This window comes from Mesorhizobium sp. WSM3626 (assembly GCF_000513935.1).
GTDB lineage: Bacteria > Pseudomonadota > Alphaproteobacteria > Rhizobiales > Rhizobiaceae > Mesorhizobium > Mesorhizobium salmacidum.
In genome coordinates this window covers 1-21477 of the sequence record NZ_AZUY01000074.1, presented here as the reverse complement: position 1 = coordinate 21477, position 21477 = coordinate 1, and the positions used below count along the sequence as shown (strand labels likewise).

Below are 21477 nucleotides of genomic sequence, written 5' to 3'. Positions count from 1 at the left end.
GAGCTGATCGTGCCGATCGCCATGGAAGAGAAGCTGCGCTTCGCCATCCGTGAAGGCGGCCGCACCGTCGGTGCCGGCATCGTCGTCACCATCAAGGAATAATCGAGACCGGCTCTGCCGGATCGACAAGGAAAGGGCGGTCTTCGGGCCGCCCTTTTTCGTTTACTTGCGCTTGGCAGCGCAAGTATTGCCAGGGTTGGTTCAAACCTGTTGCAAGCGCCATGGCTGCAACTAGTATAGGTTGCACTGAGGGAGCTTTGCCAACAGTGGTTCCAAGGTGCTGTTTTGATGGGAAGGCATGGCGGTTGTGGGCACTGGTTTCCCTCGTCGTCGTTATGCTGCTGCCTGTTCTGACAGCGCGAGCGGAGGATGGGCCTCCCGACATCCCGTCCATGCGCTTCGTCGTCGTGCGCAGCAACGCTCCGGGATGCGAACCCAACTGTCCTGAGTGGATATCGGCGAACGGCACCATCGCCGCGGGCACGCCGGCGCTCCTCAAACGCACGCTCAAGGCGCTCAAGGGAAGGCAATTGCCGGTGGTCGTCAATTCGCCCGGCGGTAATGTCGATGCGGCGCTGGCACTTGGCCGGATGATCCGCAAGAACAAGCTCGATGTCGCCGTCGGCGTGACGGTTCTTTCCGGTTGTCAGCCGGAAATTGAGAACTGCAAGGACAACAGCGCCGACTATTTCGGGATAGTCCATGACGACGGAGCCATGTGCAATTCGGCCTGTCCGCTGATGTTTTCCGGCGGTGTCCGCCGCGTGATCGGAGATTTCGGCTATCTCGGCGTCCACCAGATCACCACCACATATCACCGGGAAAAACTGCTCTACCGGACCACCTACCGGATCGTGAACGGCAAGAAGAAGATCATCAGCACCAAGGTGGTCAGCCGTAAAAGCGCAGGCAGCTACAAAACCTACGAGATGAGCAGGGCCGTCGAGAAGACGCTTTCGGCGTATCTGAGGGAAATGGGGATAGGCGACGGCGTGCTGGAAATCATGAAGGCTACGCCGGCCAGCGAGATTCGTCAGATTCCGCTCGACGCCATGTTGACGATGAAGCTGGTCACCAGCCGGGACGCAGTGGATCTGTTGACCACGGCAAGCCTGTGCGGGCTTGGCCAGTCGGCCACGAACTGCCGGGAAATAGCAGGACCTGCAAACAAGACGACGCCATCGGCCGCCCTCAAGCCCATGACTGCCGTACCGGTTCAACCGGACGCCGCGAAGGCCGGCGGGGAGATGCGCTTTGTCGTGGTTCGCGGCAGCAATCCGCTGTGCAACCCCGATTGTCCGGAATGGATATCGGCGGAAGGTGCGATCACCGGCCAGACGCCTCAGAAGCTGCGGCAGTTGCTGGCCACGCTTGGCAATCGGGGGCTGCCTATCGTCATCAGTTCACGCGGAGGCGACCTGTCCAGCGCTCTCGCAATGGGACGACTTGTCCATGAAAGAAAGCTCGACATAGCCGTTGCCCGGACAGATTTCGTCGACTGCGACCCCGGCGTGTGGAATTGCCTTGCCACGGAAGGAGCCTATGCCGGATTGAGCATCGATGCGGGGGCGGAGTGCGATTCTGCCTGTGCGCTCGTGTTTGCCGGCGGCGCCAGACGGCTTGTCGGCCCCCGGGCGCGGCTCAGCCTGTATCCGATGGGACAGAAGCTGGTGGTCAGGGCGTATCTCAATGAGATGGCGATCGGTCCCGCTCTGTTCGCCGCGGTCGAGCGACGCTCGGCCGAGGAGCAACTTGACCCGGACATGATGCGCAGGGTTGGACTGACAACGGGACCGCAATCGGTCGACGCGTTGACCGGCTCCACGATTTGCAAGGCCGTTGCCAAGCCCGACAATTGCCGAGGCCTGCCAGCCGCCAATGTACAGGCCGACGCACCTGCCAGGCTGTAGAGCACGGCGACGTCGAAACTGCCCATAGAGGCAGGTTGAGCCATATCCGATTTCCGCTATCGTCGCGGCCGCGGGGCCGGCGAAGGATCAAGAATGAGCCAGGACGTTCCGACACTCTACGAATGGGCCGGCGGCGCCGAGGCGCTGAACCGGCTGACGCAAACCTTCTATGACAAGGTGGCACAAGACCCGGTCGTTGGCCCGGTGTTCAAACATATGTCGCCGGATCACCCCGCCCATGTCGCCGCCTTCATCGGCGAGGTCTTCGGCGGACCGAAAACCTACAGCGAAGACTTTGGCGGCCATCGCGAAATGGTCATGCATCATCTGGGCAAGCATTTGACCGAGGAGCAGCGCCGCCGCTGGATCAATCTTCTCGCCGATGCGGCGGATGAAGTTGGTTTGCCGGACGATCCCGAATTCCGTTCTGCCTTCATGGGCTACATCGAATGGGATCGCGGCTGGCCAAGATGAATTCCAATCTCGGCGAGACCTGCGATCCCGAGACCGAACCGATGCCGGCCTGGGGCTGGGGCGTGCCCGGCGGGCCGTACCGGGTGCCGGACGAAAAATAGCTTCCGGTTGCCGGGGAGGTGGAGGGCCGGTGCCGCAGATGCCAAGGTCGTGCGCCGGCGCGAGTGGGATGGACCGGGCTTCGAACATCTTGTGCCGCGGGGGGCAGGCGGGGCGGTTTCTGGCTGAGTTGCCGACTATCCCGATTTCTGGCGCAGGGTTAAGGCATGTTTGCTTGCAAACCGCTCTTTACAGAGCGTGCGGAAGCTTTTAGGAAGCGCCTGCGCCGAGGCGCACGTGTACGGGCATAGCTCAGTTGGTAGAGCGGCGGTCTCCAAAACCGCAGGTCGTAGGTTCGAGCCCTGCTGCCCGTGCCATTTCTAGAGATGGCATCACAACGATTTTTGCGGGCGGCCTTTGAAAATCGGTGACCCGCTTGCCATATTAGGCTCATTGGGGCATAAAGGTGCCATAGCCGGAACGGAACGACTGGATGGTTCCGAGGCGGCGTTTGGTCATAAAGCGGACACTTGCCACTTGCGTGGATCAAGAATCGGTTTTATGTAGACGAAACAGACACGCGACGCGTGAAGCTGGGAAGCCGGCTTTACGCGTCTGATTTGCATGGGCGAAATGATTGCGCTGATTCGGCGCGAGATTGGGCTCAGGCGGCACGTCCCGGCCAGCGGGATCATCCAGGGGACCCGGCCAACGGGTCTTGAAGACAGGCGGCATATGGCTTCGAAAACCACAAATCCTTTCGTCTTTCTCCAGCAGGTGCGCGCGGAGACAGCCAAGGTGACTTGGCCGTCGCGCCGCGAGACGATGATCTCGACGATCATGGTCCTGGCCTTCGCTGTGATCGCGATGATCTTCTTCTTCACCGCCGATCAGCTCATGGGCCTCGCGGTCGAGCAGATTCTGGGCATTGGACGCTAAGTCCGGCGATTAGGAGAAGTCGTAAAAATGGCTACGCGCTGGTACATCGTCCACGCCTATTCGAACTTCGAGAAGAAGGTCGCCGAGGACATCGAGAACAAGGCCAAGCAGAAGGGTCTGTCCGCCGATATCGAGCAGATCGTGGTGCCGACCGAGAAGGTCGTCGAGGTTCGTCGCGGCCGTAAGGTCGACGCCGAGCGCAAGTTCTTCCCGGGCTACGTGCTCTTGAAGGCTAATTTGACCGACGCCGTGTTCTCGTTGGTCAAGAACACGCCGAAGGTCACCGGTTTCCTCGGCGACTCCAAGCCGGTGCCGATCACCGAGGCGGAAGCGCAGCGCATCCTGAACCAGGTGCAGGAAGGCGTCGAGCGGCCGAAGCCCTCGGTCACCTTCGAGATCGGCGAGGCGATCCGCGTTTCGGATGGTCCGTTCGCGTCGTTCAACGGTTTCGTCCAGGAAGTGGACGAGGAGCGGGCGCGGCTCAAGGTGGAAGTTTCGATCTTCGGGCGCGCCGTGCCTGTCGATCTGGAATTCGGGCAGGTCGAAAAGGGCTGATCCGAAATCCCTGATGCCGGTCTGGCGATCAGGGGAGGCGGTGCGGCAACGCGCGGCCTTGAGAACGGTGGGAGGCGAAGGCGGCTTTAGCCGGCCGCAAGAACCGCACCACCAGACTGCAACCGCCGGTGTTTCCCAGATCGTGGGGCCGGCATAGACAAAGGCAGGAAAAGAGATGGCTAAGAAAATTGCAGGCCAGCTCAAGCTCCAGGTCTCCGCGGGATCGGCTACGCCGTCGCCCCCGATCGGCCCGGCGCTTGGTCAGCGCGGCATCAACATCATGGAGTTCTGCAAGGCGTTCAACGCGCAGACCCAGGAAATGGAAAAGGGATCGCCGGTTCCGGTCGTCATCACCTATTACCAGGACAAGTCGTTCACCTTCGTCATGAAGACGCCGCCGGTGAGCTACTTCCTGAAGAAGGCCGCGAACCTGAAGTCGGGCTCGAAGGAGCCGGGCAAGGTCAAGGCTGGCACCGTTTCGCGCGACAAGGTTCGCGAAATCGCGACCGCCAAGATGAAGGATCTGAACGCGAACGACGTCGAAGCGGCCATGCGTATGGTCGAGGGCTCGGCCCGCTCGATGGGTCTGGAAGTGGTGGGCTAAGATCATGGCAAAGATTGCAAAGCGTGTATCGAAGACCCGTGAAGGCATCGATCCCAACAAGGCTTACGCGCTCGGTGATGCGCTGAAGTTGCTCAAGGATCGCTCCTCGGTCAAGTTCGACGAGACCGTCGAAGTCGCCATGAACCTCGGCGTCGACCCGCGTCACGCGGACCAGATGGTCCGCGGCGTGGTCAACCTGCCGAACGGCACCGGCCGCTCGGTCCGTGTTGCCGTGTTCGCCCGTGGCGACAAGGCTGAAGAGGCCAAGGCCGCCGGTGCCGACATCGTCGGTGCCGAGGATCTGGTCGACATCGTCCAGAAGGGCACGATCGATTTCGATCGCTGCATCGCCACGCCGGACATGATGCCGCTCGTCGGCCGTCTCGGTAAGGTGCTCGGCCCGCGCGGCATGATGCCGAACCCGAAGGTCGGCACCGTCACCACCGACGTCGCCGCGGCCGTCAAGGCATCGAAGGGCGGCGCTGTCGAGTTCCGCGTCGAAAAGGCCGGCATCGTTCATGCCGGCGTCGGCAAGGTCTCGTTCGACGTCAAGGCGCTGGAAGAGAACATCCGTGCCTTCGCCGATGCGGTGACCAAGGCAAAGCCGACAGGCGCCAAGGGCAACTACGTCAAGAAGGTGTCTGTCACCTCGACGATGGGCCCGGGCCTCAAGCTCGACGTCTCGACGCTCGCCGCGTCCTGATTGGACCATTTGGATCGGCCTCTCGAAGGCTGGTCCGTGACTGAATTCCGGGCCTTGGATTGATCCTGGGCCCGGTACCGGAAGCCGGAAGGCTTCCGGACATCCTGTCCGAGATTGCGGGCGGCCCGAACCTTGATTCAAGAGGAGGGCCTTAATTCATGTGGGCCTGCATGAGACGGGTGAAAACCGGACAACGGAGCAACAAGCTCCAATGAAAGGTTCGAACCGTGTTTGCCTTTTGTCTGCGCATCGCCGGCTTGGCCGTCGATGTGGCGAAAGGGGGCAGGATCCTCGAGCGTCGTTCGGGAGATCCGTTACTGGATGGCCCGGCCGGCAAAAGGCAACCCGACGCCTGTCCTCGAAAATGGGAATGTTCCCATCAACGGGACTGGGGTCAACTGGAGATAGGCAGTGGACAGAGCGGAAAAACGCGAACTCGTCACGGGCCTGAATGATGCGTTTTCGGGCGCAGGTTCAGTCGTCGTGGCCCACTATGCCGGTATCACCGTCGCGCAAATGAACGACCTTCGGTCGAAAATGCGCGCCGCCGGTGGCACCGTTAAAGTCGCGAAGAACCGTCTCGCCAAAATCGCTCTTCAGGGCACGGACTCCGCATCGATCATCGACCTGTTCAAGGGACAGACGCTGATCGCCTATTCGGAGGATCCGATTGCGGCGCCGAAGGTCGCGTCCGATTTCGCCAAGGGGAATGACAAGCTCGTCATCCTCGGCGGCGCAATGGGCACCACCTCGCTCAACGCCGACGGTGTGAAGGCACTCGCCACACTTCCGTCGCTCGATGAGCTGCGCGCCAGGCTGGTTGGCATGATCGCCACGCCGGCAACCCGGATCGCCCAGATCGTCAATGCGCCAGCGGCCTCGGTCGCGCGCGTCATCGGCGCTTACGCCCGGAAGGACGAGGCGGCATGAGGCCGTTCCTCGCTATCAAAAACACACGTTCGAACCTAACGAAGGAATACAACAATGGCTGATCTCGCAAAGATCGTAGACGACCTTTCGAAGCTGACCGTCCTCGAGGCGGCTGAGCTGTCGAAACTTCTGGAAGAAAAGTGGGGCGTTTCGGCTGCTGCTCCGGTCGCGGTTGCCGCTGCCGGCGGTGCTGCCGCTGCCGCTGCTCCCGTCGAGGAAAAGACGGAATTCGACGTCGTCCTCACCGACGCCGGCGCTCAGAAGATCAACGTCATCAAGGAAGTCCGCGCCATCACCGGTCTTGGCCTCAAGGAAGCCAAGGACCTGGTCGAAGCGGCTCCGAAGCCGGTCAAGGAAGCCGTTTCCAAGGCCGACGCCGACAAGTTCAAGGCCCAGCTGGAAGCAGCCGGCGCCAAGGTCGAGCTGAAGTAAGCGTATCAAGCGGCGGGCGGCCTCGCGCCGTCCGCCACTCCCTTGGGTGACCAGGGGAGGCTGCGTGACGCGAGATGTACGAAAACCTCTTTCCTGAGGGCCGAAACCGGCCTTCAGGAAACGGGTTTTCTCCCGTTTTAGCCGGTAGCCGCCAAGCAATTGGAAGGCGGCCGGAGAACAGACAGAGAGCCGCCGGCCAGGTGGCTCAGTATGCAAGACGAACCGCGGCGAGGTTCGTCCCGAGTTTAGAGCTAAGGAGCGACGATGGCCCAGACCCAGACTTTCAATGGCCGCAGACGCGTACGCAAATTCTTCGGAAAGATCCCGGAAGTTGCGGAGATGCCGAACCTCATCGAGGTTCAGAAGGCGTCCTATGACCAGTTCCTGATGGTGGACGAGCCCAAGGGCGGACGTCCCGACGAAGGGCTGCAGGCTGTTTTCAAGTCGGTCTTCCCGATCTCTGATTTTTCCGGCTCCTCCATGCTGGAGTTCGTGAAGTACGAGTTCGAAGGACCGAAATTCGACGTTGACGAATGCCGTCAGCGCGATCTGACCTATGCCGCGCCGCTGAAGGTGACGCTGCGCCTCATCGTGTTCGATATCGACGAGGATACCGGTGCCAAGTCGATCAAGGACATCAAGGAGCAGGACGTCTACATGGGCGACATGCCGCTCATGACGCTCAACGGCACCTTCATCGTCAACGGCACCGAGCGCGTCATCGTCTCGCAGATGCACCGCTCGCCGGGCGTCTTCTTCGACCATGACAAGGGCAAGTCGCACTCGTCGGGCAAGCTACTGTTTGCCGCCCGCGTCATCCCCTACCGTGGCTCGTGGCTCGACATCGAGTTCGATTCCAAGGATGTCGTGCACGCCCGTATCGACCGCCGCCGCAAGATCCCCGTGACGTCGCTGCTGATGGCGCTTGGCATGGACGGCGAGGAGATCCTGTCGACGTTCTACAACAAGATCACCTATAAGCGCGCCGGCGACCATTGGCGCATTCCGTTCAACGTCGAGCGTTTCCGCGGCCTCAAGGCCGTCGGCGACCTGGTCGACGCCGACACCGGCGAGATCGTCGTCGAGGCTGGCAAGAAGATCACCGCCCGCCAGGCACGTCAGCTCGGCGAGAAGGGTCTCAAGGCGATCAAGGCGACCGACGAGGATCTGCTCGGCAACTACCTTGCCGAGGACATTGTCAACTACGCCACCGGTGAGATTTTCCTCGAGGCCGGCGACGAGATCGACGACAAGACGCTCAAGGTGCTGCTCGGCACCGGCGAGCAGGAGATCCAGGTCCTCGACATCGACCATGTCAATGTCGGCGCCTATATCCGCAACACGCTCGCCGTCGACAAGAACGAGAGCCGCCAGGACGCACTGTTCGACATCTACCGTGTCATGCGCCCGGGCGAGCCGCCGACGCTCGAGACCGCCGAAGCCATGTTCAACTCGCTGTTCTTCGACAGCGAGCGCTACGACCTGTCTGCCGTCGGCCGTGTCAAGATGAACATGCGTCTCGAGCTCAAGGCCGAGGACACCGTGCGCGTGCTGCGCAAGGACGACATCCTGGCCGTGGTCAGGACGCTGGTCGAACTGCGTGACGGCAAGGGCGAGATCGACGACATCGACAATCTCGGCAACCGCCGCGTGCGTTCGGTCGGCGAGCTGATGGAGAACCAGTACCGCGTCGGCCTGCTTCGCATGGAGCGCGCGATCAAGGAACGCATGTCCTCGATCGAGATCGACACGGTCATGCCGCAGGACCTGATCAACGCCAAGCCGGCGGCGGCCGCCGTGCGTGAGTTCTTCGGTTCCTCGCAGCTGTCGCAGTTCATGGACCAGACCAATCCGCTGTCGGAGATCACCCACAAGCGTCGCCTGTCGGCGCTTGGACCGGGCGGCCTGACCCGCGAGCGCGCCGGCTTCGAAGTGCGCGACGTGCACCCGACGCATTACGGCCGCATCTGCCCGATCGAGACGCCGGAAGGCCCGAATATCGGTCTGATCAACTCGCTGGCGACCTTCGCGCGCGTCAACAAGTACGGCTTCATCGAAAGCCCGTACCGCAAGATCGTCGACGGCAAGCTGACCAACGACGTCGTCTATCTCTCGGCGATGGAAGAGGCCAAGCACCATGTCGCGCAGGCCAACGCCGAGCTCGACAAGAACGGCGGCTTCGTCGACGAGTTCGTCATTTGCCGCAGCGCCGGCGAAGTGATGATGGCGCCGCGCGAAAACGTCGACCTGATGGACGTGTCGCCCAAGCAGATGGTGTCCGTTGCCGCTGCGCTCATCCCGTTCCTCGAGAACGATGACGCCAACCGCGCTCTGATGGGCTCGAACATGCAGCGTCAGGCCGTGCCGCTGGTGCGCGCCGAGGCGCCGTTCGTAGGCACCGGCATGGAGCCGATCGTCGCCCGTGACTCAGGTGCCGCCATCGGCGCCCGTCGTGGCGGCATCGTCGACCAGGTGGACGCGACGCGTATCGTTATCCGCGCCACCGAGGATCTCGACCCGGGCAAGTCCGGCGTCGACATCTACCGGCTGATGAAGTTCCAGCGTTCGAACCAGAACACCTGCATCAACCAGCGTCCGCTGGTGCGTATGGGCGACCGGGTCAACAAGGGCGACATCATCGCCGACGGTCCATCGACCGAGCTCGGTGATCTGGCGCTCGGCCGCAACGTGCTGGTCGCGTTCATGCCGTGGAACGGCTACAATTACGAGGACTCGATCCTGCTCTCCGAGCGTATCGTGGCCGACGACGTCTTCACCTCGATCCACATCGAGGAATTCGAGGTCATGGCCCGCGACACCAAGCTCGGTCCGGAGGAAATCACGCGCGATATTCCCAACGTCTCGGAAGAAGCGCTGAAGAACCTCGACGAAGCCGGCATCGTCTACATCGGTGCGGAAGTTCAGCCTGGCGATATCCTGGTCGGCAAGATCACGCCGAAGGGTGAAAGCCCGATGACGCCGGAAGAGAAGCTTCTGCGCGCCATCTTCGGTGAAAAGGCTTCCGACGTGCGCGACACTTCGATGCGCATGCCTCCGGGCACTTTCGGCACCGTCGTCGAGGTGCGCGTGTTCAACCGCCACGGTGTGGAGAAGGACGAGCGCGCCATGGCGATCGAGCGCGAGGAGATCGAACGCCTCGCCAAGGACCGTGACGACGAGCAGGCGATCCTGGATCGCAACGTCTATGCGCGTCTTTCCGACGTTCTCGTCGGCAAGGAAGCGATCGCTGGACCGAAGGGGTTCAAGAAGGGCTCTACGCTGTCCAAGGACACGCTCGACGAATATCCGCGTTCGCAGTGGTGGCAGTTCGCGGTGGAGAACGAAAAGCTCCAGAGCGAACTGGAAGCCCTGCGTGGCCAGTACGACGATTCCAAGAAGGCGCTTGAGCAGCGCTTCATGGACAAGGTCGAGAAGGTGCAGCGCGGCGACGAAATGCCTCCGGGCGTCATGAAGATGGTCAAGGTCTTCGTGGCGGTGAAGCGCAAGATGCAGCCCGGCGACAAGATGGCCGGCCGTCACGGCAACAAGGGTGTCGTGTCGCGCATCGTTCCGGTCGAGGACATGCCTTTCCTCGAGGACGGCACGCATGCCGATATCGTGCTCAACCCGCTGGGTGTGCCGAGCCGCATGAATGTCGGCCAGATCCTGGAAACGCATCTGGGCTGGGCTTGTGCCGGAATGGGCAGGAAGATCGGCGAGCTGATCGACACGTATAAGGCTGCCGGCGATATCAAGCCGCTGCGCAAGACGTTGGAAAGCTTCATGCCGGCCAACGACCGCAACGAGCCGGTCCGCGAGTATGACGACGAGAGCATCGTTCGCCTCAGCGAGCAAATGCGCCGCGGCGTCTCCATCGCGACCCCGGTGTTCGACGGCGCGCATGAGGCTGACATCAACATCATGCTGGAGCAGGCGGGCCTGCATACCAGTGGTCAGTCGCAGCTCTATGACGGCCGCACCGGCGAGCCGTTCGATCGCAAGGTGACGATGGGCTATATCTATATGCTCAAGCTTCACCACCTGGTGGACGACAAGATCCACGCGCGTTCGATCGGCCCGTACTCGCTCGTCACCCAGCAGCCGCTGGGCGGCAAGGCGCAGTTCGGTGGTCAGCGCTTCGGCGAAATGGAGGTCTGGGCGCTGGAAGCCTACGGCGCCGCCTACACGCTGCAGGAAATGCTGACGGTGAAGTCGGACGACGTCGCCGGCCGTACCAAGGTCTACGAGGCGATCGTGCGTGGCGACGACACGTTCGAGGCAGGCATTCCCGAGAGCTTCAACGTGCTCGTCAAGGAAATGCGGTCGCTTGGCCTCAATGTCGAGCTGGAGAACACCAAGCTCGACGAAGCTCCGGTTCGACTGCCGGACGCAGCCGAGTAACGGCTATGGCGCGTCGCGGAATGCCGCGGCGCGTCCACGAAATTCGACGGCCGGTGGGCCGACCACTCAGCGGGCATTCGGCCCGCGTTAGATGCAAGGGGTTTTCGAGGACCCCGAAAAGGAGAACGGCATGAACCAAGAGGTCATGAATCTCTTCAATCCGCAGGCGCCTGCGCAGGTGTTCGATTCCATCCGGATTTCGCTTGCCAGCCCTGAGAAGATTCTGTCCTGGTCGTTCGGCGAGATCAAGAAGCCGGAGACCATCAACTACCGCACCTTCAAGCCGGAGCGTGACGGTCTGTTCTGCGCGCGCATTTTTGGCCCGATCAAGGACTACGAATGCCTGTGCGGCAAGTACAAGCGCATGAAGTACAAGGGCGTCATCTGCGAGAAGTGCGGCGTCGAAGTCACGCTGTCGCGCGTTCGCCGCGAGCGCATGGGCCATATCGAGCTGGCGGCACCCGTCGCCCATATCTGGTTCCTGAAGTCGCTGCCCTCGCGCATCGGCACGCTGCTCGACATGACGCTGAAGGACATCGAGCGCGTCCTCTACTTCGAGAACTACATCGTCACCGAGCCTGGCCTCACCGCGCTGAAGGAGCACCAGCTGCTCAGCGAGGAAGAGTACATGATCGCCGTCGACGAGTATGGCGAGGATTCGTTCACCGCCATGATCGGCGCCGAGGCCATTCATGACCTCCTGGCCGGCATGGACCTGGAGAAGATCGCCGGCGACCTGCGTTCGGAATTGGCTTCGACCACGTCCGAGCTGAAGCAGAAGAAGTACCTGAAGCGGCTCAAGGTCGTCGAGAACTTCATGGAATCCGGCAACCGTCCGGAATGGATGATCATGAAGGTCGTTCCGGTGATCCCGCCGGACCTGCGCCCGCTGGTTCCCCTGGATGGTGGACGCTTCGCGACCTCCGACCTGAACGATCTCTATCGCCGCGTCATCAACCGCAACAACCGCCTGAAGCGGCTGATCGAGCTGCGGGCGCCGGGCATCATCGTGCGCAATGAAAAGCGCATGCTGCAGGAAGCCGTCGATGCGCTGTTCGACAACGGCCGTCGCGGCCGCGTCATCACCGGCGCCAACAAGCGTCCGCTGAAGTCGCTGTCCGACATGCTCAAGGGCAAGCAGGGCCGGTTCCGTCAGAACCTGCTCGGCAAGCGCGTCGACTATTCCGGCCGCTCGGTCATCGTCACCGGTCCGGAGCTCAAGCTGCATCAGTGCGGCCTCCCGAAGAAGATGGCGCTCGAACTGTTCAAGCCCTTCATCTACGCCCGTCTCGACGCCAAGGGTTACTCTTCGACCGTCAAGCAGGCGAAGAAGCTGGTCGAGAAGGAGCGTCCGGAAGTCTGGGATATCCTCGACGAGGTCATCCGCGAGCATCCGGTTCTCTTGAACCGCGCGCCGACGCTGCACCGCCTCGGCATCCAGGCGTTCGAGCCGATCCTGATCGAAGGCAAGGCGATCCAGCTTCACCCGCTGGTCTGCACGGCCTTCAACGCCGACTTCGACGGTGACCAGATGGCCGTTCACGTGCCGCTGTCGCTTGAAGCGCAGTTGGAAGCCCGCGTGCTGATGATGTCGACCAACAACATCCTGCACCCGGCCTCCGGCGCGCCGATCATCGTGCCGTCGCAGGACATGGTTCTGGGTCTCTACTACCTCTCGATCGTCAACCAGAACGAGCCGGGCGAGGGCATGGTGTTTGCCGATATGGGCGAACTCCAGCACGCGCTCGAGACCAAGGCCGTGACCTTGCACGCCAAGATCAAGGGCCGCTTCCGCACGGTCGACGCCGAAGGCAAGGTCGTGTCGAAGATCCATGACACCACGCCTGGCCGCATGATCATCGGCGAGCTTTTGCCGAAGAACGTCAATGTGCCTTACGAGACCGCCAACCAGGAGATGACCAAGAAGAACATCTCCAAGATGATCGACACCGTCTACCGCCATTGCGGTCAGAAGGAGACGGTCATTTTCTGCGATCGCATCATGGCGCTCGGCTTTGCTCATGCGTGCCGTGCCGGCATCTCGTTCGGCAAGGACGACATGTTGATCCCGGACACCAAGATCAAGCTGGTGTCGGACACCGAGGCCTTGGCCAAGGAGTACGAGCAGCAGTACAATGACGGCCTGATCACGCAGGGCGAAAAGTACAACAAGGTCGTCGACGCCTGGGCCAAGTGCTCGGAAAAGGTCGCCGACGAAATGATGGCCCGCATCAAGGCGGTCGAGTTCGAAGACAATGGCCGCCAGAAGCCGATGAACTCGATCTACATGATGTCGCACTCCGGTGCGCGTGGCTCGCCCACCCAGATGCGTCAGCTTGCCGGCATGCGCGGCCTGATGGCCAAGCCGTCGGGTGAAATCATCGAGACGCCGATCATCTCGAACTTCAAGGAAGGCCTGACCGTGCTCGAGTACTTCAACTCGACCCACGGTGCCCGCAAGGGTCTGGCCGACACCGCCTTGAAGACGGCGAACTCGGGTTACCTCACCCGTCGTCTGGTCGACGTGGCGCAGGACTGCATCGTCAACTCCGTGGATTGCGGCACCGACAAGGGCCTCACCATGCAGCCGATCGTCGATGCCGGTCAGGTTGTCGCTTCGGTCGGCCAGCGCGTGCTGGGCCGTACATCGCTCGACGACATCACCCATCCGGTGTCGGGCGAGGTTCTGGTCAAGGCCGGAACGCTCATGGACGAGCGTGACGTCGAGCAGATCGAAAAGGCCGGCGTGCAGTCGGTCCGCATCCGCTCGGCCCTGACCTGTGAAGTCAGGATCGGCGTCTGCGCGGTCTGCTACGGACGCGATCTGGCCCGCGGCACCCCGGTCAACCAGGGCGAAGCCGTCGGCGTCATCGCGGCGCAGTCGATCGGCGAGCCGGGTACGCAGCTCACCATGCGCACCTTCCACATGGGCGGTACCGCGCAGGTGGTGGACAGCTCGTTCCTTGAAGCCTCCTATGAGGGCAAGGTCGAGATCCGCAACCGCAACGTGGTGCGCAACTCGGACGGCCAGCAGATGGTCATGGGCCGCAACATGGCGGTGCTGATCCTCGACGAAGCCGGCAAGGAGCGCGCGACGCACCGTGTCACCTATGGTTCACGCATCTTCGTGGACGATGGCGACAAGGTGAAGCGCGGTCAGCGTATTGCCGAGTGGGATCCCTATACCCGTCCTGTCCTCACTGAAATCGAGGGCAAGGTGTCGTATGAGGATCTGGTCGACGGCATTTCCGTTCAGGAAACGGCCGACGAGTCGACCGGCATCACCAAGCGTGAGGTCATCGACTGGCGGTCGACGCCGCGCGGCAACGACCTCAAGCCTGCGATTGCCATCTTAGACTCCAAGGGCAAGGTCGGCAAGCTGTCGAAGGGCGGCGATGCCCGCTTCCTGCTCTCGGTCGAGGCCATTCTCTCGGTCGAACCCGGTTCCCAGGTTCGCCCCGGCGACGTCCTGGCGCGTATCCCGATGGAAAGCGCCAAGACCAAGGACATCACCGGCGGTCTGCCGCGTGTCGCCGAACTGTTCGAGGCACGTCGTCCGAAGGATCACGCCATCATCGCCGAGATCGATGGCACGATCCGCTTCGGTCGCGACTACAAGAACAAGCGCCGCATCATCATCGAGCCGCACGACTCGACGCTTGAGCCGGTCGAGTACCTGATCCCGAAGGGCAAGCCGTTCCATCTCCAGGACGGCGACGTCATCGAGAAGGGCGACTACATCCTCGACGGCAATCCGGCGCCGCACGACATCCTGGCGATCAAGGGCGTGGAGGCACTTGCTTCCTACCTCGTCAACGAGATCCAGGAAGTCTACCGCCTGCAGGGCGTGTCGATCAATGACAAGCACATCGAGGTGATCGTTCGCCAGATGCTGCAGAAGGTCGAGATCACGGTGCAGGGCGACTCGACCTACATCCCGGGCGATCATGTCGACGTGATTGAACTGGAAGAGGTCAACGAGCGTCTGGTCGAGGACGGCAAGAAGCCGGCCGAGGGCCAGCCGGTGCTGCTCGGCATCACCAAGGCATCGCTGCAGACGCCGTCCTTCATCTCGGCCGCCTCCTTCCAGGAGACGACCAGGGTGCTGACGGAAGCCGCGGTTGCCGGCAAGACCGACATGCTGCAGGGGTTGAAGGAAAACGTCATCGTCGGCCGGCTGATCCCGGCCGGTACCGGCGGCACGATGAGCCAGATCCGGCGCATCGCCACCTCGCGCGACGAACTCATCATCGACGAGCGCCGCAAGGCCTCCGGTGTGGAAGTCGCCGAGCCGATGCTGGCGGACATGACAACCGCCGCGCAGTAAGCGAGGCGGCAAAAATCTCGGGCAACAGAAGCCGTCGGGGCAACCCGGCGGCTTTTTCGTTTTTATAATCGGAGGAAAGCAGATGAGCACGAAGACCTGGACGGCAGTCGATAACTACATCGTCTCCTCGCTCTTCGAGGCGGATCCCGTTCTCGACGCGGTTCTGGCGGCCAACCGCGACAATGGGCTGCCGGCGATCGACGTCTCGGCGGCGCAAGGAAAACTGCTCTCGCTGCTGGTGCGCATCAGCGGCGCGAAGAAGGTGCTCGAGATCGGCACGCTGGGCGGCTATTCGACCATCTGGATGGCGCGGGGATTGCCCGCCGACGGCAAGGTCGTCACGCTCGAACTCGATCCGCACCATGCCAGCGTCGCGCGTTCGAATTTCGAGCGGGCAGCGGTTGCGGACCGCGTGGAATTGCGCGTCGGCCCGGCGCTCCAGTCGCTTGCAGCACTGGGTGGCGAGAACGCCGGTCCGTTCGATCTCATCTTCATCGATGCCGACAAGCCGAACAACCCGAACTATCTGTCCTGGGCCTTGCGGCTGTCGCGCTCCGGAACGGTCATCATCTGCGACAACGTCATCCGTGACGGCGCCGTGCTGGATGAGGATGGTCGCGATGCCAATGTCGAAGGCGCACGCGCGGCGTTTTCCTTCATCGGCGGCGACAAACGGCTGGACGGCACCGCCATCCAGACCGTGGGCGCCAAGGGCTATGACGGCTTTGCCATCGCGATCGCCGACTGAACTGACGGCTGAGGCGTCGCCACAACCATACGACGAACTGGCAAGAGGTCCGTCGATTGAAACGGGCCAGATATCGGTGGGGCAGGTGATGGAAATGATCGAAAGGGCCGACACCAGCCCGATCGCCCGGCAAACGTTCGTCGCTTACGTCGCGGGGGTCGGTGAAACCGTTGGCGCGATAGTCGACATGATCGGCGATGACGGCTCGCGCGCCGTCTCCTGCCGGAAATCTTTCACTTTGGACACGGGGTCGCTACGCGCCGCGCTTGAAGCGGGTGCGCCGGCGACGCCACTGATCGTCGCCGATATGATCAAGCGTGCCGGCTGCCGGGCCAAGGACTGATCCACCGGATATTGTCGCGCGGTCATGTGACCGCGCGACGTTCGGGGTGCCACGATCAGCTCAGTCGAAAAACGCTTCCACTACATTGCGCTTGCCCAGCATGAACGCGTCGGCCACGTGCTGGAGCGGCGCCAGGTCCACGTCCGATACGCCGGCGTGCACGATCTCGGCAAAACGCCGGTAGAGCATCGGATATTCCGCTTCCGGCTCCTGGTGTACGACACTGCCGTCGACCGCGAGCTTCGAGCCGCCACCCGAGAGCACCATCTGTCCAGCATCCGTGTCGGCCAGGATGTCCCAGCTCTGCGGTCCGGTCTGCAACCAGTCGAGATCCATTGTCACATCAGATCCGTTCGCCGCGCGGAAGGCGACCTGGGCCGCGATCGGCGCATCACGGTTCTCCGGAAAATCGAGCACGGCCGAAGTGATGTACATGGCCGGCAGGATGTAGGTTGCGATCGACAGCGCGTTGATACCGGGATCGAAGACGCCGAAGCCGCCAGGCTGCCAGATCCAGTCCTGATTCGGATGCCAGCGCCGTACATCTTCCTTCCAGACGATCGCCGCCGATTTGATTTTGGTCGAAGCCAGGAATGTCCGTGCGGCTTCCACCGCCGGCGCGTATCGCGAGTGCCAGCTGGCGAACAAAGAGACGCCTTGTTTCGTCGCGAACGCCTTCAGGTCCTCGACTTCGCTGACCGTGGCACCCGGAGGCTTTTCCAGGAAGACGTGCTTTCCGGCCTCGAGCGCCTTGCGCGCGGCGTCATAGCGGAACTGCGGCGGCATGCACAGCGACACGGCGTCGAGTTCGGGAACCGCGCCAAGCATCGTCTCAATATCGGGGAAATTCGCGATGCCGTCGACCTTGCCGTGCCGGCTGGCCGCCGCGATCAGCTGGTAGTCCCGATCCTTGGCCAGTGCCGGAAGGTGTTGGTCGCGGACGATCTTGCCGACGCCGACAATGCCGATTCTTATGGGCGAGATGGATGAGGACATGAGGCTCCGCCGGGTTTGGACGACTGCGCGTCTCTTAGCAGATCGGACATGACGGGCAAGCACCGGCCATGCCAGTTATCCGAACGAATCGGCACTGCGGCGCAGGGCAGGTGAGGGGCATCACGCTTGCGATCAGATCGGACGTCGAAGGTCACGATCGACACTTCGCCTTCGAGCGCGCCCTGAAAGGCCGAAAGATGCGGCTCATCGTCGGGCTCGCCCTCCATGTCGCCGATCTGGTCGAGTTCGGCTTCGGCATAGCCTTCCGCCGCGAGCGATTCGAGCGCGCGGCGCACCGCCGAATCGTCATCGGGCGCCACCAGCATGACATGCACGCCTTCCGGCTTGCCGCCTTTCTTCTTCCACACCCGGCCGGTGATGATGGTGACCGGGCGTTCTTCATTGTCGTTCACGGGCCGATTCCTCCGCGGCGAGGGATTGTCAGTGTTCATGCGGCCTTTTTCGCATGAAGCAAGGCCCCGCAACAGCCAAAGGCCGGTCACTTTCTTCCTCGCCCTTGCAAAACGGCGAAAGAAAATTACTTGCGGTTTTCGCATGGCTGCCAAGCCCCGCCTTCAATGCAATATTTGCCACTGCGGGCTTGACGGTTCGCGGGCTTACGAGTAGAAGCCGCCCAGTCAGAACCGATGTGAGGCTCTTGCTTCCGAAGCGACACGCTTTGGAGTTTGCCTCAAACAGGGTTCGTTTTACGAGCGAAAAGACATCTCCGGCGTGCACGAAGCGGTTTCCGCTTCCTCTGCGATTTGTTCGGGCAAGACCGCAAGGCGCGGTTTGTGGCCCGAATTTGCGTATGGAAATGACGCTTTGAGCGAGCCTTGACCGGCACGAGACACGGAATTGAGAGACAAGAGGGTTTAATGCCTACCGTCAACCAGCTGATCCGCAAGCCGCGCATTGCGCCGGTGAAGCGCAACAAGGTCCCGGCCATGCAGCAGAACCCGCAGAAGCGGGGCGTCTGCACGCGCGTCTATACGACGACGCCGAAGAAGCCGAACTCGGCGCTGCGCAAGGTGGCCAAGATCCGCCTGACCAATGGTTTTGAAGTGATCGGTTACATCCCCGGCGAAGGTCACAACCTTCAGGAACACTCCGTGGTCATGATCCGCGGCGGCCGCGTCAAGGATCTTCCGGGCGTGCGCTATCACATCATCCGCGGCGTGCTCGACACGCAAGGCGTGAAGAACCGCAAGCAGCGCCGTTCGAAGTACGGCGCCAAGCGTCCGAAGTAAGGGGCGTCCGAAGTAAGATTTTCCGGCCTTGTCGCTTTCCGGCGCAAGGCTACGAGATTGAGAGACAAAAGCCATGTCGCGTCGTCACAGTGCAGAAAAGCGTGAGATCAACCCGGATCCCAAGTTCGGCGATCTGATCGTCACCAAGTTCATGAACGCCGTCATGTATGACGGCAAGAAGTCGGTCGCCGAGACCATCGTCTACGGCGCGCTGGACCAGGTCCAGTCGAAGACCAAGCAGGAGCCGGTCACCGTCTTCCACCAGGCGCTCGACAATGTCGCGCCGCATGTGGAAGTGCGTTCGCGTCGCGTCGGCGGCGCCACCTACCAGGTTCCGGTCGACGTGCGCCCCGAGCGCCGCCAGGCGCTGGCGATCCGCTGGCTGATTGCCGCGGCCCGCAACCGCAACGAGACCACCATGGTCGACCGCCTCTCCGGCGAGCTGATGGACGCGGCCAACAACCGCGGCACTGCCGTGAAGAAGCGTGAAGACACCCACAAGATGGCTGAAGCCAACCGCGCTTTCGCACACTACCGCTGGTAAAGCGCGAACAGGACTGAGAGGCAGCTACGATGGCCCGCGAATACAAAATCGAAGACTACCGCAATTTCGGTATCATGGCGCATATCGACGCCGGCAAGACGACGACCACCGAGCGCGTCCTCTATTACACGGGCAAGTCGCACAAGATCGGCGAAGTGCACGACGGTGCTGCCACCATGGACTGGATGGAGCAGGAGCAGGAGCGCGGCATCACCATCACGTCCGCTGCGACCACGACCTTCTGGAAGGCTCGTGACGGCAAGATGCACCGCTTCAACATCATCGACACCCCTGGACACGTCGACTTCACCATCGAGGTCGAGCGTTCGCTGCGTGTGCTCGACGGCGCCATTGCGTTGCTCGATGCAAACGCCGGTGTCGAGCCGCAGACGGAAACCGTCTGGCGTCAGGCCGATAAGTACCGCGTGCCGCGCATGATCTTCTGCAACAAGATGGACAAGATCGGCGCGGACTTCTACCGCTCGGTCGAGATGATCGGCTCGCGCCTCGGTGCGCAGGCTGTCGTCATGCAGCTGCCGATCGGCGCCGAGACCGAATTCAAGGGCGTCGTCGACCTCGTCGAGATGAACGCGCTCGTCTGGCGCGACGAAACCCTGGGCGCTGCCTGGGACGTTGTCGAGATCCCGGCCGACCTCAAGGCGCGTGCCGAGGAATATCGCGAGAAGATGATCGAAGCCGCCGTCGAAATGGACGAGACGGCGCTCGAGAACTACCTCGAAGGCAAGATGCCGTCGAATGACGAGATCCGTTCGCTGATCCGCAAGGGCACGATCGCGGTCAAGTTCTACCCGATGTTCTGTGGCTCGGCCTTCAAGAACAAGGGCGTGCAGCCGCTGCTCGATGCCGTTGTCGAATACCTGCCGTCGCCGGCCGACGTTCCGGCCATCAAGGGTGTCGATGCCAAGACCGACGCCGAAATCGAGCGCCATGCGGACGACAACGAGCCGCTGTCGATGCTCGCCTTCAAGATCATGAACGACCCGTTCGTCGGTTCGCTGACCTTTGCCCGCATCTATTCGGGCAAGCTCACCAAGGGCGTCTCTGTCGACAACACCGTGAAGGGCAAGAAGGAGCGCATCGGCCGCATGCTGCAGATGCATGCGAATTCGCGCGCCGACGTCGAAGAGGCTTTCGCCGGCGACATCGTCGCCCTGGCCGGCCTCAAGGACACCACCACCGGCGACACGCTGTGCGATCCGCTGCACCCGGTCATCCTCGAGCGCATGGAATTCCCCGACCCGGTTATCCAGATCGCCATCGAGCCGAAGACCAAGAACGATCAGGAAAAGATGGGCCTCGCCCTTCATCGCCTGGCTGCCGAGGACCCGTCCTTCCGCGTCAAGACGGACGAGGAAAGCGGCCAGACCATCATCTCCGGCATGGGCGAACTGCACCTCGACATCATCGTCGACCGCATGCGTCGCGAGTTCAAGGTCGAAGCCAATGTCGGTGCGCCGCAGGTGGCTTATCGCGAGACGATCACCCGCAAGCACGAGCAGGACTACACGCACAAGAAGCAGACCGGCGGTACCGGCCAGTTCGCGCGTGTCAAGGTTGTGTTCGAGCCGAATTCCGAGAGCGAGGACTTCGTATTCGAGTCCAAGATCGTCGGCGGCGCGGTGCCGAAGGAATACATTCCGGGCGTTGAAAAGGGCATCCAGAGCGTCATGGGCGCTGGTCCGTTCGCCGGCTTCCCGATGATCGGCGTCAGGGCAACGCTCATCGACGGCGCCTACCACGATGTCGACTCCTCGGTTCTTGCCTTCGAAATCGCGTCCCGTGCTTGCTTCCGTGAAGCTGCTCCCAAGCTTGGCGTGCAGTTGCTCGAGCCGATCATGAAGGTCGAGGTGGTGACGCCGGAAGATTACGTCGGCAGCGTCATCGGTGACCTGAACGGCCGTCGCGGCCAGATCCAGGGCCAGGAGGCGCGCGGCGTGGCCGTCGTCATCAACGCGATGGTGCCGCTCGCCAACATGTTCAAGTACGTCGACAACCTGCGCTCGATGAGCCAGGGCCGCGCGGCTTACACGATGCAGTTCGATCACTATGAGCCGGTCCCGACCGCGGTCGCTCAGGAAGTCCAGAAGAAATACGCGTAACTCGAAAGAGCTGCCGCGGTAACGCAATTCAAAGCCCGTATGGGCGAGCAGGAAATGGAGACATCACATGGCAAAAGGTAAATTCGAGCGCACTAAGCCTCATGTGAACATCGGCACGATTGGTCACGTCGACCATGGCAAGACGTCGCTGACGGCTGCGAT

The 21477-nt window shown here is 62.0% G+C and carries 16 protein-coding genes, 1 tRNA gene and 3 pseudogenes; 18 read left to right on the top strand and 2 right to left on the bottom strand.

Features of this window, described 5'->3' with window-relative positions; all coding sequences use genetic code 11:
* The 14 genes and pseudogenes from M653_RS1000000136380 to M653_RS0130055 form a co-directional block, all read left to right on the top strand.
* Positions 1-102, top strand: a pseudogene (locus M653_RS1000000136380) (elongation factor Tu); the annotation flags it as partial.
* A 164-nt stretch (positions 103-266) separates the two neighbouring features.
* Complete coding sequence (locus M653_RS0130115) at positions 267-1910, top strand: hypothetical protein (protein ID WP_027146634.1); 1644 nt, start codon at positions 267-269, stop codon at positions 1908-1910.
* A gap of 93 nt (positions 1911-2003) precedes the next feature.
* Positions 2004-2485: pseudogene (locus tag M653_RS1000000134835) on the top strand (group II truncated hemoglobin).
* Between the two features lie 239 nt (positions 2486-2724).
* Positions 2725-2800: transfer RNA gene (locus tag M653_RS0130105), tRNA-Trp, on the top strand.
* Between the two features lie 358 nt (positions 2801-3158).
* Positions 3159-3362, top strand: coding sequence for a preprotein translocase subunit SecE (gene secE, locus M653_RS0130100; RefSeq protein ID WP_027146633.1), 204 nt, complete (start codon positions 3159-3161; stop codon positions 3360-3362).
* Between the two features lie 27 nt (positions 3363-3389).
* Complete coding sequence (gene nusG, locus M653_RS0130095; RefSeq protein WP_015317996.1) at positions 3390-3917, top strand: transcription termination/antitermination protein NusG; 528 nt, start codon at positions 3390-3392, stop codon at positions 3915-3917.
* A 175-nt stretch (positions 3918-4092) separates the two neighbouring features.
* Positions 4093-4521, top strand: coding sequence for a 50S ribosomal protein L11 (gene rplK / locus M653_RS0130090; protein ID WP_010909262.1), 429 nt, complete (start codon positions 4093-4095; stop codon positions 4519-4521).
* A 4-nt stretch (positions 4522-4525) separates the two neighbouring features.
* Positions 4526-5224: a 50S ribosomal protein L1 gene (gene rplA / locus M653_RS0130085; RefSeq protein WP_027146632.1), complete on the top strand. Its 699-nt coding sequence runs from the start codon at positions 4526-4528 to the stop codon at positions 5222-5224.
* Positions 5225-5635: 411 nt separating this feature from the next.
* Positions 5636-6154, top strand: coding sequence for a 50S ribosomal protein L10 (rplJ, locus tag M653_RS0130080; RefSeq protein ID WP_027146631.1), 519 nt, complete (start codon positions 5636-5638; stop codon positions 6152-6154).
* Positions 6155-6208: 54 nt separating this feature from the next.
* Positions 6209-6586, top strand: coding sequence for a 50S ribosomal protein L7/L12 (gene rplL / locus M653_RS0130075; protein WP_027146630.1), 378 nt, complete (start codon positions 6209-6211; stop codon positions 6584-6586).
* A 264-nt stretch (positions 6587-6850) separates the two neighbouring features.
* Entirely contained in the window at positions 6851-10987 is a 4137-nt protein-coding gene (rpoB, locus tag M653_RS0130070; protein WP_027146629.1) for a DNA-directed RNA polymerase subunit beta, read from the top strand.
* A 130-nt stretch (positions 10988-11117) separates the two neighbouring features.
* The gene (rpoC, locus tag M653_RS0130065; protein WP_027146628.1) at positions 11118-15314 is read left to right on the top strand and encodes a DNA-directed RNA polymerase subunit beta'; all 4197 of its coding nucleotides are present in this window, start codon (positions 11118-11120) and stop codon (positions 15312-15314) included.
* An 82-nt stretch (positions 15315-15396) separates the two neighbouring features.
* Positions 15397-16062 carry an O-methyltransferase gene (locus M653_RS0130060; protein ID WP_027146627.1) on the top strand — a complete coding sequence of 222 codons (666 nt, stop codon included), beginning with the start codon at positions 15397-15399 and terminating at the stop codon, positions 16060-16062.
* 94 nt (positions 16063-16156) lie between these two features.
* A complete protein-coding gene (locus M653_RS0130055; RefSeq protein ID WP_245262404.1) occupies positions 16157-16405 on the top strand; it encodes a hypothetical protein in 249 nt (82 codons plus the stop codon).
* A 60-nt stretch (positions 16406-16465) separates the two neighbouring features.
* Here the strand turns inward: M653_RS0130055 and M653_RS0130050 are convergent, their stop codons facing one another.
* Both M653_RS0130050 and M653_RS01000000134000 read right to left on the bottom strand, forming a co-directional pair.
* Positions 16466-17389: a Gfo/Idh/MocA family oxidoreductase gene (locus M653_RS0130050; protein ID WP_027146625.1), complete on the bottom strand. Its 924-nt coding sequence runs from the start codon at positions 17387-17389 to the stop codon at positions 16466-16468.
* Between the two features lie 155 nt (positions 17390-17544).
* Positions 17545-17814 (bottom strand): annotated as a pseudogene (locus M653_RS01000000134000) (transcriptional regulator); the annotation flags it as partial.
* Positions 17815-18279: 465 nt separating this feature from the next.
* Here M653_RS01000000134000 and rpsL point away from each other — a divergent pair.
* The 4 genes from rpsL to M653_RS01000000133995 form a co-directional block, all read left to right on the top strand.
* Complete coding sequence (gene rpsL / locus M653_RS0130040; RefSeq protein WP_006333356.1) at positions 18280-18651, top strand: 30S ribosomal protein S12; 372 nt, start codon at positions 18280-18282, stop codon at positions 18649-18651.
* Between the two features lie 73 nt (positions 18652-18724).
* On the top strand, positions 18725-19195 hold the full coding sequence (gene rpsG / locus M653_RS0130035) for a 30S ribosomal protein S7 (RefSeq protein WP_008875664.1): 471 nt from the start codon (positions 18725-18727) through the stop codon (positions 19193-19195).
* A gap of 29 nt (positions 19196-19224) precedes the next feature.
* A complete protein-coding gene (gene fusA, locus M653_RS0130030; RefSeq protein ID WP_027146624.1) occupies positions 19225-21315 on the top strand; it encodes an elongation factor G in 2091 nt (696 codons plus the stop codon).
* Positions 21316-21382: 67 nt separating this feature from the next.
* The coding region (locus tag M653_RS01000000133995; RefSeq protein ID WP_032936484.1) for a GTP-binding protein at positions 21383-21477 on the top strand (95 nt) is incomplete at its 3' end.

Bases quoted from the DNA above. Each gene is read 5' to 3' on its own strand.
- secE (WP_027146633.1), top strand. From the start codon at position 3,159: ATGGCTTCGAAAACCACAAATCCTTTCGTCTTTCTCCAGCAGGTGCGC.
- nusG (WP_015317996.1), top strand. From the start codon at position 3,390: ATGGCTACGCGCTGGTACATCGTCCACGCCTATTCGAACTTCGAGAAG.
- rplK (WP_010909262.1), top strand. From the start codon at position 4,093: ATGGCTAAGAAAATTGCAGGCCAGCTCAAGCTCCAGGTCTCCGCGGGA.
- rplA (WP_027146632.1), top strand. From the start codon at position 4,526: ATGGCAAAGATTGCAAAGCGTGTATCGAAGACCCGTGAAGGCATCGAT.
- rplL (WP_027146630.1), top strand. From the start codon at position 6,209: ATGGCTGATCTCGCAAAGATCGTAGACGACCTTTCGAAGCTGACCGTC.
- rpoB (WP_027146629.1), top strand. From the start codon at position 6,851: ATGGCCCAGACCCAGACTTTCAATGGCCGCAGACGCGTACGCAAATTC.
- rpoC (WP_027146628.1), top strand. From the start codon at position 11,118: ATGAACCAAGAGGTCATGAATCTCTTCAATCCGCAGGCGCCTGCGCAG.
- M653_RS0130060 (WP_027146627.1), top strand. From the start codon at position 15,397: ATGAGCACGAAGACCTGGACGGCAGTCGATAACTACATCGTCTCCTCG.
- M653_RS0130055 (WP_245262404.1), top strand. From the start codon at position 16,157: ATGATCGAAAGGGCCGACACCAGCCCGATCGCCCGGCAAACGTTCGTC.
- rpsL (WP_006333356.1), top strand. From the start codon at position 18,280: ATGCCTACCGTCAACCAGCTGATCCGCAAGCCGCGCATTGCGCCGGTG.
- rpsG (WP_008875664.1), top strand. From the start codon at position 18,725: ATGTCGCGTCGTCACAGTGCAGAAAAGCGTGAGATCAACCCGGATCCC.
- fusA (WP_027146624.1), top strand. From the start codon at position 19,225: ATGGCCCGCGAATACAAAATCGAAGACTACCGCAATTTCGGTATCATG.